Genomic DNA, 16,815 nt, shown 5'->3' on the forward strand with positions numbered 1-16,815 from the left:
TGCTCAAGGTAAGTCTTTGTCGCAGAAGCATTTTCCTTGATTCGGAGCCCCGATGCACTTCAACTGTGTGAGATATCCGGGCTAGCGGTGCCAGCCTTCGATGCGCAGGCCGCCCAGCCGTTCGGCCTCTTCACGAGAAACAGAGCACAGGGTTTGCGTGAAGGTCCAGACATGGCCCTCGCGATCGCGTGCCCGATACTGGCGTTCGCCATAGAACTGATCCGCCGGCTCCTGGACGATCTCGGCACCCCTGGCCCTGGCATGCTCGCAATGGGCATCCAGGCCGTCCTTCAGCCTGACATAGACCGACTGCGTGTTCTTGCCGGCGACTGAGGCCGGGCTGGCGACGTGATCGGTCCATTCGGAATCGACGATGATGTAGCTGTCGCCAAACCGCATCTCGGAATGGACGAGCTTTGCCTCGGCATCGCTGATAACCATGCTGCGCTCGAAGCCGAAAGCCGCCTCCAGCCAGTCCAGCGCGGCTCGAGGATCCTTGTAGAACACGCCGGAGCCCAGGCTTGCGTGCTTGAACGGGTCGTCGACGGTCATCGGGCGAGCGAAACGCTCACGCCTGTTCGGCACGGGCCGTGGCGCGCCGGCGGCGCTCGCCCTTCTGGCTCTGCACGATGCGCACGCGCTTGACGCGGCGCGGATCGGCATCCAGCACATGGAATTCGAAGCCGGGAATGGCTTGAACCACCTCGCCGCGCGCCGGTACGCGACCGAGCGTGTTGAAGATCATGCCGCCAATGGTGTCGACATAATCGCCATGTTCGCCAGCGGCGAAATCCTCGCCGATCATCTTGGCGACATCGTCGATCTCGGCCTTGCCGTCGACAATGAACACGCCGTCGCCGCTCCGGGTAATCATCGGCTCATCGTCGTCATGCTCGTCCTCGATATCGCCGACCACCATCTCGACGATGTCTTCCAGCGAGGCGAGGCCATCGGTGCCGCCATATTCGTCGATGACCAGCGCCATCTGCGTGCGCGTCGTCTGCATGCGGGCCATCAGGTCGGAGGCAAGCATCGACGGCGGCACGAACAGCACCGGACGAATCAGACTGAGGTCGCCAATGGTGCGCGCGAGGTCGACCTGGGCGAGGTCAAGCACCGTGGCGGCAGGGGTTTTCCTTGTCGTGCGGCCTTTTTTGACGCGCGCGATCTTGGTGATATGAGCCAGCACGTCACGGATATGCACCATGCCGCGGGGATCGTCGAGCGTCTCGGAATATACCGGCATGCGCGAATGGCCGGACTGCTCGAAGGTGCCAAGCAGATCGCCGAGCGTCGTCGCGATCTCGACCGCCTGAATGTCGGAGCGCGGCACCATGACGTCCTCGACGCGCACCTCGCGCAAGCGCAGGATGTTGTTGAGCATGGCGCGTTCGCCGGGCGAGAAGGCCCCGGCGTCGCTCGTCGTCTCGGCAAGGGCGCCGGCGATTTCCTCGCGCAGGCTGGTTCCGTTGCGTTGCCGGAACAAACGCAGCACGCGGTCGAAAAGGGAGGGGCTGGCAGGCGAGGTTTCGCTGGCAGCGCTGCCGGTGCTGGCAGCACCAGAGGTAATGGTACTGGGACTTGATCCCTCTTCCGACGTATCGGAAGCCTTGGTCGCACTGCCGGCGTCGGGGCGGGCGGCAGTCTCTGGTTTGTCGTTCATCGTCGTCCGGTCAATTGATCAGATGTAGTTACGCGTAGGGATCGGGAATGGCAAGTCTCGCGAGCGCTGCGCGTTCAACCGCCTCCATCGCCTCCGCATCCGCATCGGTCTCGTGATCGTAGCCCAGCAGATGCAGCAGGCCGTGGATGACGAGATGAGTGATATGGTTCTCAACCGGCTTGTCTTCCAGTGCTGCTTCGCGCGTGACCGTCTCTGCGGCGAGCACGATGTCGCCCAGCATCGGCGGCAAAGGAGCGCCTTTCACAAGCGGAAAAGCCGGGAAAGACAAGACGTTGGTCGGCTTGTCCTTGCCGCGCCAGCCAGCGTTCAGGGTCCGGATATGCGTGTCGTCGGAAAAAACGAGGCTGAGTTCGGAATGGCCAGCCCCGCCGGTCTCGGCAAAGGCAGCCGCAACAGCGCGATCGACCAGCCGCATCAGGCTTGCCTCATCCGGCCATTCGCCCGCTTCGACAGATATGTCGATATCGACGGGAACATTCCCGTCGCCGGATATTATATCCTCAGGCATGAAGCCGCATCGTCAAAATCAATTCTCGGCACCGAGGCCGCGCGCCAGTTTGGCATCCCGGTCATAGGCCCTGACGATTTCCGCCACCAGCGGATGGCGGACCACGTCGCCGTCGTTGAAGCGCACGGTGACCGCACCTGCCACGCCGTCCAGCACCCGCAAGGCTTCGACGAGGCCCGATTTGGTGTTGGAGGGAAGGTCGATCTGGGTCGGATCGCCGGTGACGATCATGCGCGAGTTCTCGCCGAGACGGGTCAGGAACATCTTCATCTGCATCGGCGTGGTGTTCTGCGCCTCGTCGAGGATGACGGCGGCATGCGCCAGCGTGCGGCCGCGCATGAAGGCGAGCGGCGCGATCTCGATGACTTCGGCGGCAATGGCGCGCTCGACCTTGTCGGCCGGCATCATGTCGTAAAGCGCGTCATAGAGCGGCCGCAGATAGGGATCGACCTTTTCCTTCATGTCGCCCGGCAGGAAACCGAGCCGCTCGCCGGCCTCGACGGCCGGCCGCGACAGAATGATGCGCTCGACCATGCCGCGCTCGAGCAGCATCGCCGCATGCGCTACCGCCAGATAGGTCTTGCCGGTGCCGGCCGGACCAATGCCGAACACCAGTTCCGACCGCTCCAGCGCCCGCATATAGGCGTCCTGGTTGAGCGATCGGGCATAGATCGTCTTCTTGCGGGTGGCGATCTGGGCGGCGGAGACCTTGCCCTTGCGCTCCAGCGTCGGCAGCGTCAGCTGGTCGTCCGCGGCGATTGCCATTCGCACGGCGCCATCGACGTCGGACTGCCCTATATCGACGCCTTTCTGGAGAATGCCGTAGAGATTATCCAGGGCGCGACGCGCCTGCTCGGCGGCTGACGCCGAGCCCTTGATGGTCAGCTGGTTGCCGCGGGAGCGGATGTCGACGCCGAGCTTCTGCTCAAGCCTGGCGAGATTTTCGTCGAACTGACCGTAAAGGGCGCTGGCAAGCTTGTTGTTGTCGAAAGTCAGAACGATATGCGCCATATCAGAAGCCCCGGATGCCGTGGCCTGGGGTAGATTCTTCACTTCCGCAGCGCTCAACCGTCTCTCCTCATCTGCCGAGACCCTCAGGCCAATTCGGCGAACAGGCTGTTGTAGCCCGTCTTCGTGATTCGCACCTGGATAATGTCACCGATTTCGCCGGCCTTTTCATCAACAATAACCGGCTGTAGCCACGGTGAGCGGCCGACCTTCTGGCCGGCCTGTCGGCCGGGCTTCTCGATCAGCGTGTCGATGGTGCTGCCGACCAGGCTTGTGCCGAAGTCCTGCTGCTGTTTCAGAAGCAGAGCTTGTAGCCGCTGCAGGCGCTCATCCTTGACCGTTTCCGGCACATGATCGGGCATTTCAGCGCCCGGCGTGCCGGGACGCGGCGAATATTTGAACGAGAAGGCAGAGGCGTAATTCACCTGCCGCACCAGTTCCATGGTCGCCTCGAAATCCGCTTCGGTCTCACCGGGGAAGCCGACAATGAAATCGCCGGAAAGCGCTATGTCGGGCCGGGCAGTGCGGATGCGGTCGAGCAGCGCCAGATAATCCTTGGCCGTATGCCGGCGGTTCATCGCCTTGAGGATGCGATCGGAACCTGATTGCACTGGCAGATGCAGATAAGGCATCAATGCCGGCAGATCGCGGTGGGCGGCGATGAGTTCGTCGTCCATGTCACGTGGGTGGCTGGTCGTGTAGCGCAGTCGCGCCAGGCCCGGGATTTCGGCCAGCCTGAACAGCAGGCGGCCAAGGCCCCATTCCTCGCCGTTTTCGCCCCGGCCATGCCAGGCATTGACGTTCTGGCCCAGCAGCGTCACCTCGCGCACGCCGGCTTCCGCCAGGCGTTCGGCCTCCGCGACGATCTGCGCCACCGGACGCGAGACTTCCGAGCCTCTGGTGTAGGGCACGACGCAGAAGGTGCAGAATTTGTCGCAGCCTTCCTGCACGGTGAGGAAGGCGGTGACGCCGCGCTTGATGACCTCGGCGCGCTTCGGCTGCGGCAGGTATTCGAACTTGTCCTCGATGGCGTAGTCGGTCTCGACGATCTTCTCGCCGCCGCGCACCCGCGCCAGCACGTCGGGCAGCCGGTGATAGGTCTGCGGGCCGATGACCAGATCGACGGCCGGCGAGCGGCGAATGATCTCGGCGCCTTCAGCCTGCGCCACGCAGCCGGCGACGCCGACCAGCATCTCGCGGCCGGCCAAGGCACGTTCGGCCTTCATATCGCGGATGCGGCCGAGCTCGGAATAGACCTTTTCCGCCGCTTTTTCCCTGATATGGCAGGTGTTGAGCAGCACCAGATCAGCCTCGCCGATGGCATCGGTCGTGGAATAGCCGTCGGCGGCCAGCGCATCGGTCATGCGCTGTGAATCATAGACGTTCATCTGGCAGCCATAGGTCTTGACGAAGACCTTCCTGGCGGTTGCCGCCGGCGCGCCCATCGCTTCGGCCGCGGCGTCGATGTCGTCGCGCTCTATTGTGTTCAAGTCCATAAGGCGGCTTCTAACGCCTTTCCGTGACAAAAAACAGACGATTCTCGGCATGCACTTGCAGTTTGCATGCCCGGGGCTAGCGGCTCGGGCGCGGATCGGCCAGCGCTGCCTGCATCATCTCGCGCACCCGGCTTTCCATCAATTTCGACGTTTCCTTGCGGTTCGAACCCTTGGAAAAGGCGATCGGCTCGCCGAAATGCACCTCGACGTCGAGGGCGCCCTCTGCCAGCAGCACGTTGAGATGCGGCATCAGGTCCTCATCGCCGATCCAGGCAGCAAGCGGGCGGTGGCGGCGACCGAGCGGCACGCCATGCAGGCGCGTATAGGCGATAGCCACCGGCTGGATGTAGACCTGCTCCGTCGCGCCTTCCGAAATGGCCATAGAGGCGGCGCCAAACAGCGTGCTCTTGAACGGCAGGACGATGTTGCCGTCGCCAGTCGAGCCCTCGGCAAACAGCACCATGGCATCGCCCTTGCCCATGCGGTTGGCGATCTCGCTGGCCTGGTCGCCCGAGGACCGCTTGCGCTCGCGCTCGATGAACACGGTGCGCTGCAGTTTCGACAGCATGCCGATCAGCGGCCAGCCTTCCATATCAGCTCTCGCGATGAACTTCACGTCGGCCATGGAGCCGAGCACCATGATGTCGGTCCAGGATATGTGATTGGATGCCACCAGCAAAGGACGCTTGGTCGATAGCGTTCCCTTGACGTGGATACGCATGCCAAGCGCCCTGATGATCAGCCTGTGCCATATCTTGAGGATGAAGGTTTCCGGCCACCAGCCGGTCTTCATCGACAGGATCTGCAGCGGCACGAGAACCAATGAACCGGCGACGACGAGGCCCAGCGCCAGGAAAATCCTGATTTTCTTGATCATCGCCCTACCCCGGCCTCCGGCTAGCGAAGATCGCGGCGCATAACAAGCGCGCCGGTCGGTCCATGTTCCGGCGACTTGTAGTAATTCGGTCGCTTGCCGACCTCACGGAAGCCCAGCCGCCGATAGAGCGCGATCGCCGCGACATTGGTCTCGTCGACCTCCAGGAACAGCGCTTCGGCGCGCTGCGCGTGAAGTTCGCGCAACACCGCATCCATCAATTGCCAGCCGAGCCCCTGCCGGCGGTGGGATCGAGCGACCGCGACGGTCAGGATCTCGCCTTCGCCGGCCGCCAACCTTGCCAGCACGAAGCCGACCGGAGGCTTGGCGCCCTGTCCGGTTTCACGCGCGGCATAGCCGAATACGGTGTCCTGTTCGAGCAAGGCAGCGAATTCGCCATCGGTCCATGGGCGGACGAAGTCCTCGCGATGCAACAGGGAGACCGCCGGGCTGTCGGCGATCTTCAGCGGCTCGAGCGCATAGTCCCGGCGGCGTGGTTGGAGAAAAGGTATGCGCATCAATTTTCTTGCCTTGAAAGAATGAACCCGGCCTGCGGCTTGGCGTCGGCGCCGCGCAAATAAAGCGGTTTTGGCCTTTCGCCGGGACCCTTGGCGGCAGCCAGACGGGCGTATGTGACAATATCGGCGGTAGCCGTCTGAGGCCCGATATCGAAGCCGCTTCCAGCCGACGCGGCAATCAGCCCCGCCGCTGTACCGGCAAGCACCAAAGAACGCTCCGTCGCCATCGCGACCACCTCGGCCAATGTGGCGACAGCCGGACCGTAAGTCAAAACCGACATTTCATCATAAAGGGCGGCATGGATTTCCTCGCGACCAGCATCGAGCGCCGCCAGTACGGCGCGATCGGGAAATGCCGCTGCCGCCTCAGCAGCCAGCGCCTCGAGCGTCGTCACCCCGATCGCCGGAATCTTGAGCGCCAGCGCCAGGCCACGCGCGGTCGAGACGCCGACGCGCAGACCGGTGAAAGAACCCGGGCCAACGGAAACGGCGACGACGCCAAGACCGGCATAGTCGGTCGCACTTGCCTTCAGGGCTTCGGCAATGACCGCCATCAGGTGCTCGGCATGCCCTTTGCCGAGGTCGAGCACCGAACGGCCAAGCTCTTGCTTCGCCGCCTCGTCGTAGACGCAAGCGGCGCAGAGGTTGGCGGCACAGTCGATGGCAAGCAGTTTCATGAAGCGACCGGTTCGAAAGAGAGTTCCCTGTGCCTGCCACGGCTCGCCACCGCAAGTGGATAGTGCATAATTCGTTAAGCGGCTTCGCTTCGGCCCGCAGGAAGTATCTAGACAGCCTGTTCGATGCGCAGCAGGTGGTTGTCCCAGACATAGTCAGGTTCGGAGCGTGTCGCACCGCTGCCATCGATGATCTCGCCGGCGCCAGTGGTAGCCATGAATCCGGTTCCGTCGAGGGCCGCGCCGCAGACCTCGACCAGCGCGGTGACCGAGACGACCCGCCCGCTGGCCGAATCGATCACCACAAGCGAGTTGCCTTCCGGCGAGGAGACGGCGACGGTGCCGGCGGCCGGATTGGCGGCGACCGACCCGATATAGTTGCGGAAGCCGGACAGCACGTCCTGCGGCATGTCGAGCAACTGCAAGTCCTTGCCGCGCGCCGCGCGGCCGACCAGCAGCGGACGATCTGTGCCCGGCCCCCGGTACTGGCAGCCAAACCAGACGGTGCCGGATCGATCTGTGTCCATGTGGCGGATCGACAGCTGGTGCAGTGCCTCCGGGAGTTCATGCTTCTCGATGAGATCGCCGGTGAGGCGGTCGATGAGCACATAGGACGGCTTCATGGTGGCGATGTTGAGCTCGGCGCGGCCGCAATCCGGATGGGTTTCGATGCCGCCATTGGCAACAGCGATCGTCCTGCCGTCGCCCAGCAGCAGAAGCTCGTGCGGACCCATGCCGTAGGTCGGGAATTCACCGACGCGGCTGAATTTGGACCGCGCATCGTAGACACCGACCACGCCGGCGGCGTTGTCGAAGTCGTTTTCGGTGGCGTAGAGCAGTGCCCCGTCGGGCGAGAACACGCCATGGCCGAAGAAGTGCCGGCCGGCGATGCTGGCGATGGTCAATGGCGCGTCATGGCCCGAATGATCGAATACCACGGCGAACGTGCCGGGCTGGCGAGCGAAGACCACCGAACGCTTCGACACCGGATCGAAGGTGACGTCATGCCCACGATCGGGCAGGTCGATCGCGTGCAGGATCTTGCCGGCCTCGGATAGGACAGCGGCGCCATAGCTGCCATCACGCTTGACGAAGGCGGTGGCGAAGACGGCGTCCGCCGCGAGCGTCTTCGCCCAGGCCGCGGGCGCCATTGCCGCTATGAAGCCAACGCCTGCAGCCCTCAGGAAATCGCGGCGATCTAACAGCGGGGTTCTCAATTCAGTCCCCATCCAGCGACGAGAAGCCGGCGGTCAGCCCGAATTCGGCGGTCAGCCTGGTGCCGATAAGGGTCGACAGGCTGGAGGTGATCAGCGCGAAATGGTCGAGCTTGTCACGCAGTGCCGGATCGGCAAGCGCCTTGTCGACCGGACCCTGGATGGACTTCGCGGTAGCGATACCATTGGTCAGCTGGATATGGATCGATTCCGCCATCCAGCGCGCATCGGCCGGCAGTGCGTCGCCAAGCTTCGACGCCTGGAACAGCGTGTCTATCCCGGACAGATTGCCGGCTAGCGAATTGGCGGTGTTCTGTGAGCGCCAGTAGATCGCCTGTTTCGGCTTGTCCGCATCCGGCTTGTCGCCGAAAAACCCTTTCAGGCGCACATCGCGAACCATTTCCAGTTCATTGATGAAGACGCCGACCAGTTCGGTCACCGCTTCGTTGCCATCGCGGTAGAGCGGGTTCTGTGGCCCCGGATTGGCCCAAAGGGCAGCAAATCCGTTGGGCTTGTTCCAGGCATCGTTGACGTCGCCGGCCATGGTTTCGATGTTGCCGGCAATCGCCGCGCCATAGGCACAACGATAAGGATCGTCCCTGCCCGTCAGCGCATCGGCGCCGTCGCCATAAAGCACGAATTCCAGCGCGCCCAGCCCCTGCATGGCGACACTTTTACTGGCCAGCTGTGCCGGATCGGTGGCGGTCGCATCCTTGTTCGCCAAGGCTGCCTGCACCTGCTTCAGGCCGATGCCTTTGCGATCCGGCCAGAACAGCATGCGTTCCAGCCGGTTGTTGTCCTTGATCGGCCCGAAGCCGATGATTTCGGCCGACGACCAGGCATAGACGGTGGCGGAAAATTCCGCGCGCGCGGCATCGAGCTCGCCTTGCGAGGGCGCTTCGCACAGCTTGTGCATCGCTTTCGTCAGGGCTTCCGCATGCTCATACAGGCCGGTATAGGCTGGGCGGACAAAGCCGTCGATCGCCCCCTGGATGATTTCGGAGGCTTTGACCGCCGCAGACGCCGGTACTGCGCCCAGCAGAGCCAGCGGAAGAACGAGTAACAATGCAGAGCGCTTGAGCATCACAGTGACCCCAGGAATTTGAGCAGCGCATCGCGGTCGGCCGCCTCAGCGGCGGCAAAGCGGTCGCGTGCCTTCTGCGCCTCGCCGCCGTGCCACAGGATCGCCTCGGTCAGGCTGCGGGCGCGCCCGTCATGCAGGAAGAAGGAATTGCCGTTGACCGTCTCGGTCAGGCCGATGCCCCACAAAGGCGGCGTGCGCCACTCATTGCCTGTCGCATCGCCCACGGCCTGGCCGTCGGCCAGATCGGGTCCCATGTCGTGCAGCAGGAAGTCGGAATAAGGCCAGATCAACTGGAAGGCTTGCGCCTTGTTGGGCGTGCCGCGACGGGTGACGAATTTCGGCGTGTGGCAGGCAATGCAGCCGATCTCATAGAAAACCTTCTTGCCGGTGAGCACATCTGGTTGGTCGAGGTCGCGGCGCGCCGGCACGGCCAGGTTCTGCGAATAGAAGGTGACCAGATCCATCACCGGCGGCGGCGCCTCGACCGGGCCGAGACGCTGCTGCACGCCATTCGGCATGGCGAGGCATTTGGCTTGCGTGGCGGTGCAGTCGCCCCAGTGTTTTGGCACTTCCGGCGTCGAGATGCCGATGTCGCCGGCGAAAGCGTCCGCCGCCTGCCGGCGGATCGATGCGGCCTGCGCCTTCCAGCCGAAACGGCCAAGCGTCAATTCGCCGCTTGGGCTGTCCCGCACGATGTTCGGCCTGCCGGAAATGCCGTCACCGTTGCGGTCGAGCGGATCGGCGTTGGCAAGAATATCCGCTGGTGCAATCTCTTCGATCAGGCCAAGGCCGATCATCGGCGGCGTCAGGCGCGGCGACAGCGTGGTGCGCGGATCGAGTGGTCCATAGGCAGGATCGACCACCGAATAGCTTGGTTTGCGCAAGGAAATCACGGCACCGTCTGCCAGTTCTACCATACGCTCCTGATAGTCGACATGCATGCGGCCCTCGCCGCGCAGGCCGGGCACCGCCAGTTCCTGCAATTGCGCGCCATAGACCGGATCGGGGAAGTTCAGCACCTTGTGGTCGACAAGCGCTGCTTTCTCTTCGGCCGTACTGGCATCGCGCGCCAGCCGCAGGAACATCGAAGTCGTGCCGGCATCGCCTTGCGGGGGACGGCCGCGACCATCCTTCAGATGGCAGTTCTGGCAGGCGCGTTCGTTGAACAGCGGGCCGAGCCCATCCGACGCCTGCGTCGAGGATGGCGACGACACCCAATTCTTGCGAAACAGGGCATTGCCGAGCTTGAAGTCGCCCTCTTCCTCGAAGGTGATGTTGGCCGAGGATTGCGAGAAGGAATCGCGGCCGACGTCCTTCCTGGACGTGCCGGCGCCGCCTTGCATCAGCTCGAACTGCTCAGGCCTGGAAAAATCAGCGGTCGGCCTGGTGATGGCGGTGACGCGCGCCTGATCCTTCGGACTGAGGTCGGTGCGCGTGGTGGCGAGGCCGGCAGGTTGAAGATCACCGGCCATCGCAGAAGACGAAAGCGCGATTGCGAAGATGATACAGCGCCGACGCGCCAATCTGGCCGGCGTCTTCCGAAGGAGCAGCGAGCCGTCGGCCCGCCGCACGCGGCGCACGAATTCTAACAGGCGCCGCATTCCCGCATGTCCTTAATCGGCCTCGTGCGCCGATGCAGCGTTGAGCTGGCCGTATTTTTCCTCGCCGATCGAGGCAAGCAGGTCGAGCTGCGTCTCGAGGAAGTCGATGTGACCCTCTTCGTCGGCCAGCAATTCCTCGAACAGCTTCATTGTCACATAGTCGCCGGCGTCGTTGCAGATCTCGCGCGAGCGCTTGTAGGCGGTACGCGCGTCATATTCGCCGGCAAGGTCGGATTCGAGCACTTCCTTGACGTTCTGTCCGATGCGCAGCGGCGCCACGGACTGCAGGTTCGGATGGCCTTCAAGGAAGATGATGCGGGCCACGAGCTTGTCGGCATGGTGCATCTCCTCGATCGATTCCGCCCGCTCCTTCTTTGCCAGCTTGGCGTATCCCCAGTCCTCCAGCAGACGGAAATGCACCCAGTACTGATTGACGGCCCCCAGCTCCAGAAAAAGAGCCTCGTTAAGCCGCTCGATGACCTGCGGGTCGCCTTTCATGATTTCTGCTCCCGTATTGGACGCGCAGGCTTCTGACGCGATCCAGGTGTGAAACGATATCGACGCCGCTCGCCTCGGAGCAGGCGTGGTAATTTTCGGTGACCCGAATGATCGTTTCCACCACATTTGGGAAGCAGCCGCAACAGCGCCCGCGCTTTTGCATGGCGTGATAGACCTTTGCCGGCACGATCAGTTGCCAGGGGTCCTGATCCAGCAGCGCGATGATCGTCTGCTCGATTTCCCTCTCGGTGATGATGTTGCAATGGCAGATCAGCATTGGTTTGCTCGGATGGCTGACGGCGCCTCCCGCGCCGTGTGGCTTGATTTCCTATCGAAGCCCGTTCCGACACCGATTGCCCGGCTCCGGATCAGGCTCCAACCTTTTGACTTACTTGAACACCTTGTCGGGTGCGTCGAGACTGTCGGACCCTTCGAAGGCGATGGTGCTGAGTTTCAGGGAGCCAACGGCGCGTTCGATCGACTTTGTCTGGTCGATCAACGCGTCGATTGCCGCCTGCACGGTCGCATTGCCTTGCGTATTGCCCTCGGCGATCTGCTGGTCATAGGCCTCGCCAGCCAGTGCCCGCGCCTTGATCGCGTCCATCTTGGCGACCGTCACGTCGAGCTTGTCCGACAGTTCCTTGTCGATCGCCGGATCGGCTGCTTTCACCATATCGGCCACCGAGGGGCCCGAAACGACGGCGCCGTCGAGCCTCGTATAGCTGGCATGATAGGCGGCGCGGATGCCGATGGCATCATAGAGATGCGAGTTATAGGTGTTGTCGGAGAAGCAGTCATGCTCCTCTTCCGGATCGTGCAGCAGCAGGCCGAGCTTCATGCGCTCGCCGGCCAGTTCGCCGTAGGATAGCGAGCCCATGCCGGTGAAGATGATCGAGATGGCGGTGTTCGGCTCGCCGTCGATGAGGGCCTTACGCGCGGCACCGTCTTCCTTCCAGTCGTTGACCATCTTCTGCAGGTCGCCGACCAGAAGGTCAGTCGCCGATTTCAGGTACTGGGCGCGACGGTCGCAATTACCGCCGGTGCAGTTCTTGAGGTCGTAGTCGGAATAGGGGCGCTCGCCGGCACCCGGGCCGGTGCCATGCAGGTCCTGACCCCAGAGCAGGAATTCGATGGCATGATAGCCGGTGGCGACGTTTGCCTCCACGCCGCCGGCTTCCTGCAATGTGCCGGAGAGGAATTCCGGCGAAAGGCTCGAAGCGTCGACCTTCTTGCCGTTGATCTCGATCTCCTTGTTGGCTATCACATTGGCCGTATAGAGCGAATTCGCATCCGATTCGGAGCCGTAGCTTTTCGCGACATAATCGATCAGGCCTTCGTCCAGCGGCCAGGAGTTCACCTCGCCTTCCCAGTCGTCGACGATCTTGTTGCCGAAACGGTAGACCTCGGTCTGCTGGTAGGGAACGCGCGATGCCTTCCAGGCGTCGCGGGCTGCATTGAGGGTTTCCGCCGAGGGATTGGCGAGAAGCGCGTCGACTGCCTTGTCGAGCGACTGCGCGGTCGTCAGCGAATCCTCATATTTGGCCAAGGCGATGTCGGAATAGGTCTTGATGACCGCCTTCGCATCGGTTTCGGCCTTTGCGGGCAGCACGAACACCGCCGCCGTCAGTAGGACCGTGGCGCCGATTGCGGCAAGCCTGCCGCCATATCGTGCTGTCATAATCGCTCTCCAGTTTCTCGGAATTTTTGTAAACGGCGCGCGCGGCAACTGGCACCAGGCCATCTGCAAGCCATCGGGCGCAAGAGATGCCGCGCCATCGCGCGGTTCGCGGAAGAAAGACACCAAAAATGCCTCCAATCGAAAGGGTTCAAGGCCCAGACATTAAAGGGATGCGCTGACGCGCGAGCTTCCATAAAGCTGCGACATCGTCGGATGTCAATGGACATCGGCAAGAAAAATCAATTGAAACAATAGTTTAGAATTATTCTAAACTGCAACTGTCAACTTAATGTGCGGCCTGCACCGGTCTCGCCGCTGAACTGTACGATTGACAGCCGCCATCCCGAGTGCGACCCGCACAGCCTCGCTTGCGGCGGCGCCAGACAATCGCCACATGGCGAGACATCCTAGGATGCCGGCAGGATTGGAATGCAATGAAGAACGGTGTGGTCATTGTCGGCGCGGGTCATGCGGGCGTGCAAGCGGCCGCCAGTCTGCGCGACGACGGCTATGACGGGCCAGTGATCCTGGTCGGCGACGAGAACGAACTGCCCTACCATAAACCTCCACTGTCGAAGACCTTCATCAAGGATGCCGAGGCCAGACCGCAACCGTTGCGCGGCGAGGCCTTCTACACCGGCAGCGCCATCGACTTCCGGCCGGGCATCAGGATCGATCGCATCGATGCCGGACGCCGTAGCCTGGAGATATCAGGCGGCGGAACACTTGCCTTCGACCATCTGATCCTGGCGACCGGCTCGCGCCCGCGCACCTTGCCGCTGCCCGGTTCGGACCTGTCGGGCGTGCTGTCGCTGCGCTCGCTGGCCGATGCGCGTCTGATCCGGGAACTCAGCGCCCAGAGCGACGAGGTCGTCATCCTCGGCGGCGGCTTCATCGGGCTGGAGATCGCCGCGACGTTGCGGGCAGCCGGCCGCACGGTGACCGTGGTCGAGGCAGTCGACCGGCTGCTCGGCCGCGCCGTGGCGCCGGTCGTGGCGAGCCACGTCCGGCAACGACTGGAAGCGACAGGCGTGCGCATCCTCACCGGCACCTCGATTGCAAGGCTCGAAGGCGAAAGCGGCCATGTCGCAGCCGCGACCACATCCAGCGGTGAAAGGCTGCCGGCGCGCATGGTCATCGTCGGCATCGGCGCCGTGCCGAATGTCGAGCTGGCACAGGCCGCAGGCCTCAGCATCGCCAACGGCATCCGCGTCGATCATCAGATGCGCACTTCGGTGCCTGAAATCCTGGCCATCGGCGACGCCGCCTCCTACCGGCACTGGTTCACCGGCGGCGACGTGCGGCTGGAATCGGTGCAGAACGCCACCGACCAGGCACGGCTTGCCGCACGCACCGTCACCGGCCATGCCGATGCCTATTCAGCGGTGCCGTGGTTCTGGTCCGACATCGGCGACATGAAATTGCAGATGGTTGGGCTGACCGCAGGCAGCGACAGCCATGTCGCCGCGGGCGATCTGCCCGATAACAAATTCTCGATCTACCATTATGCTGGAGACCGGCTGCTCGGCATCGAATCGGTGAACCGTCCCGGCGACCACATGCTTGGCCGCAAGATGCTCGGCGCCGGCTTCTCGCCGACGCCGGCGATCGTTGCGACGGGACCGGACGGGCTGAAGGCTGCGCTTGCCGCCTTCCAGGAAGAAGAGCCTGCCCGCGCTGCGGGATAGGATCAAAACCCAATCACCGTGAACGACCGAGTTCGCCCGGGAGCTGACCATCAAAACATATAGCGAAGTAAAGGAAACAGCGGTATTTTGACCCATTGAAGGCGTCTTTGGGGGTGTTTATGGCTCTAGATGTCATTGGCGCAGGCATGGGTCGCACTGGCACATATTCGCTGAAACTCGCGTTGGAGCATCTTGGGTTCGGGCCGTGTCATCACATGGCAGATGTCCACGCCAATCCCGAGCAGAAGGCGCTGTGGCGCGCCGCCGGCCAGGGACAACTCCCTACCTGGGATACGGCATATGCCGGCTATCTTTCCGCGGTCGATTGGCCAACGGCGCATTTCTGGCGAGAAGTGAGTGACCACTACCCTGACGCAAAGGTTATCTTGACAGTTCGTGACCCAGAAGCCTGGTATGAAAGCATGGCGCAAACGATAGGGTTCACGATGGATGCTGCTACCAATGATCCACAGTCCTTTGGTGTGGCGGTGGTTGGAAACAGTGTCTTTGGCGGTCGATTTGATGACCGAGATCACGCAATCGCTGTCTATGAAGCACATAACGCTTCCGTGAAATCAACGCTGCCACCTGAACGCCTTCTCACTTATCAGGCCTCCGAAGGATGGGAGCCTCTTTGTGCGTTTCTCGGTGTACAGTTGCCTTCCGAACCGTTTCCACGCACCAATTCGACCGCCGAATTTCGTGCTCGCATAGGGCGTTGAACGGCAGCTTGCCACCCTATCTCGGCCTTTTGCCGCAAGGTTGTTGAATCCTAGGCGATATCCCCGCCGATCAGGCGGCGCAGACTTCGCGGATCGAGCTTTCCAGGATATCGAGCGCCTCGTTCATGACGCCGTCCTGGATGGTGATCGGCGCCAGGAAGCGGATGACGTTGCCGTAGACGCCGCAGGTCAGCAGGATCAGGCCCTTGTCGAGCGCCTTCAGCCTGATCGCATTGGCGATCTCGGCCGACGGCAGGCCCTTCTTGACGTCGTTGAACTCGACCGCGTTCATGAAGCCGGGGCCTCTTATGTCGACGATCTCGGGCACGTCGTCGCGGATCGACTGCAGCCGCTGCTTCAGCCTTGCACCCAGCGTGTTGGCGCGGTCGCATAGCTTTTCGTCATCGATCACGTCGAGCACGGCGAGCGCCGCGGCGACACCGATCGGGCTGCCGCCATAGGTACCGCCGAGCCCGCCGGGGCCGGGTGCATCCATGATTTCGGCGCGGCCGGTGACCGCGGCCAGCGGGAAGCCGCCAGCCAGGCTCTTGGCCATGGTGGTGATGTCGGCCGCCACCTCGTGGTGATCCATCGCGAACATCTTGCCGGTACGGGCAAAGCCGGTCTGCACCTCGTCGGCGATCAGAAGCATGCCGTGCTGGTCGCAAAGCTTGCGCAGAGCCGTCAGGAACTCGCGCGGCGCCTCGTAGAAGCCACCCTCGCCCTGGACCGGCTCGATGATGATGGCGGCGACGCGGGCCGGGTCGACATCGGCCTTGAACAGCCGGTCGAGTGCGGCCAGCGAATCGGCGACCGATACGCCATGCAGCGGCACCGGGAACGGCGCATGATAGACGTCGCCCGGCATGGCGCCGAAGCCGACCTTGTAGGGTACGACCTTGCCGGTCAGCGCCATGCCCATGAAGGTGCGGCCATGGAAGCCGCCGGCAAAGGCGATGACCGCCTGGCGGCCGGTGGCGTTGCGGGCGATCTTGATCGCGTTCTCGACTGCCTCGGCGCCGGTGGTGACGAAGATCGTCTTCTTCTCGAACTTGCCGGGCAGCATGCCGTTCAGCCGTTCGGCCAGCCGCACATAGCTTTCATAGGGCACCACCTGATGGCAGGTGTGGGTGAAGCGGTCGAGCTGCGCCTTGACCGCCGCGATCACCTTGGGGTGGCGGTGACCGGTGTTGACGACGGCGATACCCGACGAAAAATCTATGTAGCGACGGCCTTCGACATCCCAGATCTCCGAATTCTCGGCCCGGTCGGCATAGATCTGCGTGGTCATGCCGACGCCGCGCGAGATCGACTGGTTCTTGCGTTCGGAAATGGCTGAATTCTTCATGCTGTCCTTATCGAGCCGGCGCCCGTTCCTGTTTGATGTCGCTGACACGTCTTCTGACCTTATTTCACGTTTTCCTCAAGTTGGCACCGTCAACAGGCGATTGGGCCTGTCGCCCCGCGCGGCCAGAACCAGTCGACCGGTAAGCGTGCGAAGGAGGTTCCCTTTTCCAAGGGATCGACTATCTTCTGACGCCGCGAGGCTCCGTGGTGGGAGCGTCCCA

General features: G+C 62.9%; 17 protein-coding genes. 2 read left to right on the forward strand and 15 right to left on the reverse strand.

Going from position 1 to position 16,815, the window contains the following annotated elements:
- Positions 1-81: 81 nt before the first annotated feature.
- The 14 genes from NKI20_RS19200 to NKI20_RS19265 form a co-directional block, all read right to left on the reverse strand.
- Positions 82-552 (reverse strand): VOC family protein, encoded by a 471-nt coding sequence (locus NKI20_RS19200; RefSeq protein ID WP_352833070.1) that lies wholly within the window; start codon positions 550-552, stop codon positions 82-84.
- Positions 553-568: 16 nt separating this feature from the next.
- Positions 569-1,663: a hemolysin family protein gene (locus NKI20_RS19205; RefSeq protein WP_352833073.1), complete on the reverse strand. Its 1,095-nt coding sequence runs from the start codon at positions 1,661-1,663 to the stop codon at positions 569-571.
- 28 nt (positions 1,664-1,691) lie between these two features.
- Complete coding sequence (gene ybeY / locus NKI20_RS19210; protein ID WP_352833076.1) at positions 1,692-2,192, reverse strand: rRNA maturation RNase YbeY; 501 nt, start codon at positions 2,190-2,192, stop codon at positions 1,692-1,694.
- Positions 2,193-2,210: 18 nt separating this feature from the next.
- A complete protein-coding gene (locus NKI20_RS19215) occupies positions 2,211-3,203 on the reverse strand; it encodes a PhoH family protein (RefSeq protein WP_023758127.1) in 993 nt (330 codons plus the stop codon).
- An 83-nt stretch (positions 3,204-3,286) separates the two neighbouring features.
- Positions 3,287-4,645, reverse strand: coding sequence for a tRNA (N6-isopentenyl adenosine(37)-C2)-methylthiotransferase MiaB (miaB, locus tag NKI20_RS19220; protein WP_502898139.1), 1,359 nt, complete (start codon positions 4,643-4,645; stop codon positions 3,287-3,289).
- Between the two features lie 127 nt (positions 4,646-4,772).
- Positions 4,773-5,573, reverse strand: coding sequence for a lyso-ornithine lipid O-acyltransferase (gene olsA, locus NKI20_RS19225; protein ID WP_352833082.1), 801 nt, complete (start codon positions 5,571-5,573; stop codon positions 4,773-4,775).
- Positions 5,574-5,593: 20 nt separating this feature from the next.
- Positions 5,594-6,088 carry a ribosomal protein S18-alanine N-acetyltransferase gene (gene rimI / locus NKI20_RS19230; RefSeq protein ID WP_023758130.1) on the reverse strand — a complete coding sequence of 165 codons (495 nt, stop codon included), beginning with the start codon at positions 6,086-6,088 and terminating at the stop codon, positions 5,594-5,596.
- Positions 6,088-6,765, reverse strand: coding sequence for a tRNA (adenosine(37)-N6)-threonylcarbamoyltransferase complex dimerization subunit type 1 TsaB (gene tsaB / locus NKI20_RS19235; protein WP_352833085.1), 678 nt, complete (start codon positions 6,763-6,765; stop codon positions 6,088-6,090). Before tsaB ends, rimI begins: the two co-directional genes overlap by 1 nt.
- Before the next feature lie 107 nt (positions 6,766-6,872).
- On the reverse strand, positions 6,873-7,979 hold the full coding sequence (locus NKI20_RS19240; RefSeq protein WP_352833087.1) for a DUF1513 domain-containing protein: 1,107 nt from the start codon (positions 7,977-7,979) through the stop codon (positions 6,873-6,875).
- 1 nt (position 7,980) lies between these two features.
- Positions 7,981-9,060 (reverse strand): imelysin family protein, encoded by a 1,080-nt coding sequence (locus tag NKI20_RS19245; protein ID WP_352833090.1) that lies wholly within the window; start codon positions 9,058-9,060, stop codon positions 7,981-7,983.
- Positions 9,060-10,661 (reverse strand): di-heme oxidoreductase family protein, encoded by a 1,602-nt coding sequence (locus NKI20_RS19250; protein WP_352833093.1) that lies wholly within the window; start codon positions 10,659-10,661, stop codon positions 9,060-9,062. The genes NKI20_RS19245 and NKI20_RS19250 overlap by 1 nt, the downstream gene beginning before the upstream one ends.
- Before the next feature lie 12 nt (positions 10,662-10,673).
- On the reverse strand, positions 10,674-11,159 hold the full coding sequence (gene bfr, locus NKI20_RS19255) for a bacterioferritin (protein ID WP_023758135.1): 486 nt from the start codon (positions 11,157-11,159) through the stop codon (positions 10,674-10,676).
- Entirely contained in the window at positions 11,125-11,436 is a 312-nt protein-coding gene (locus NKI20_RS19260) for a (2Fe-2S)-binding protein (protein WP_352833096.1), read from the reverse strand. Before NKI20_RS19260 ends, bfr begins: the two co-directional genes overlap by 35 nt.
- 111 nt (positions 11,437-11,547) lie before the next feature.
- Positions 11,548-12,837 (reverse strand): imelysin family protein, encoded by a 1,290-nt coding sequence (locus NKI20_RS19265; protein ID WP_352833099.1) that lies wholly within the window; start codon positions 12,835-12,837, stop codon positions 11,548-11,550.
- A 434-nt stretch (positions 12,838-13,271) separates the two neighbouring features.
- On the opposite strand from NKI20_RS19265, the gene NKI20_RS19270 reads away from it, so the two are divergent.
- Together NKI20_RS19270 and NKI20_RS19275 are read left to right on the forward strand one after the other, a co-directional pair.
- On the forward strand, positions 13,272-14,525 hold the full coding sequence (locus NKI20_RS19270; protein ID WP_352833102.1) for an NAD(P)/FAD-dependent oxidoreductase: 1,254 nt from the start codon (positions 13,272-13,274) through the stop codon (positions 14,523-14,525).
- A gap of 119 nt (positions 14,526-14,644) precedes the next feature.
- Positions 14,645-15,247, forward strand: coding sequence for a sulfotransferase family protein (locus tag NKI20_RS19275; protein ID WP_084025241.1), 603 nt, complete (start codon positions 14,645-14,647; stop codon positions 15,245-15,247).
- A gap of 70 nt (positions 15,248-15,317) precedes the next feature.
- On the opposite strand, the gene NKI20_RS19280 is transcribed toward NKI20_RS19275, so the two are convergent.
- The gene (locus NKI20_RS19280) at positions 15,318-16,595 is read right to left on the reverse strand and encodes a 4-aminobutyrate--2-oxoglutarate transaminase (RefSeq protein ID WP_352833106.1); all 1,278 of its coding nucleotides are present in this window, start codon (positions 16,593-16,595) and stop codon (positions 15,318-15,320) included.
- Positions 16,596-16,815: the final 220 nt, after the last annotated feature.

The organism is Mesorhizobium sp. M0830, assembly GCF_040319965.1.
GTDB lineage: Bacteria > Pseudomonadota > Alphaproteobacteria > Rhizobiales > Rhizobiaceae > Mesorhizobium.

Bases quoted from the DNA above. Each gene is read 5' to 3' on its own strand.
- NKI20_RS19200 (WP_352833070.1), bottom strand. From the start codon at position 552: ATGACCGTCGACGACCCGTTCAAGCACGCAAGCCTGGGCTCCGGCGTG.
- NKI20_RS19205 (WP_352833073.1), bottom strand. From the start codon at position 1,663: ATGAACGACAAACCAGAGACTGCCGCCCGCCCCGACGCCGGCAGTGCG.
- ybeY (WP_352833076.1), bottom strand. From the start codon at position 2,192: ATGCCTGAGGATATAATATCCGGCGACGGGAATGTTCCCGTCGATATC.
- NKI20_RS19215 (WP_023758127.1), bottom strand. From the start codon at position 3,203: ATGGCGCATATCGTTCTGACTTTCGACAACAACAAGCTTGCCAGCGCC.
- miaB (WP_502898139.1), bottom strand. From the start codon at position 4,645: ATGGGCGCGCCGGCGGCAACCGCCAGGAAGGTCTTCGTCAAGACCTAT.
- olsA (WP_352833082.1), bottom strand. From the start codon at position 5,573: ATGATCAAGAAAATCAGGATTTTCCTGGCGCTGGGCCTCGTCGTCGCC.
- rimI (WP_023758130.1), bottom strand. From the start codon at position 6,088: ATGCGCATACCTTTTCTCCAACCACGCCGCCGGGACTATGCGCTCGAG.
- tsaB (WP_352833085.1), bottom strand. From the start codon at position 6,765: ATGAAACTGCTTGCCATCGACTGTGCCGCCAACCTCTGCGCCGCTTGC.
- NKI20_RS19245 (WP_352833090.1), bottom strand. From the start codon at position 9,060: ATGCTCAAGCGCTCTGCATTGTTACTCGTTCTTCCGCTGGCTCTGCTG.
- NKI20_RS19250 (WP_352833093.1), bottom strand. From the start codon at position 10,661: ATGCGGCGCCTGTTAGAATTCGTGCGCCGCGTGCGGCGGGCCGACGGC.
- bfr (WP_023758135.1), bottom strand. From the start codon at position 11,159: ATGAAAGGCGACCCGCAGGTCATCGAGCGGCTTAACGAGGCTCTTTTT.
- NKI20_RS19260 (WP_352833096.1), bottom strand. From the start codon at position 11,436: ATGCTGATCTGCCATTGCAACATCATCACCGAGAGGGAAATCGAGCAG.
- NKI20_RS19265 (WP_352833099.1), bottom strand. From the start codon at position 12,837: ATGACAGCACGATATGGCGGCAGGCTTGCCGCAATCGGCGCCACGGTC.
- NKI20_RS19270 (WP_352833102.1), top strand. From the start codon at position 13,272: ATGAAGAACGGTGTGGTCATTGTCGGCGCGGGTCATGCGGGCGTGCAA.
- NKI20_RS19275 (WP_084025241.1), top strand. From the start codon at position 14,645: ATGGCTCTAGATGTCATTGGCGCAGGCATGGGTCGCACTGGCACATAT.
- NKI20_RS19280 (WP_352833106.1), bottom strand. From the start codon at position 16,595: ATGAAGAATTCAGCCATTTCCGAACGCAAGAACCAGTCGATCTCGCGC.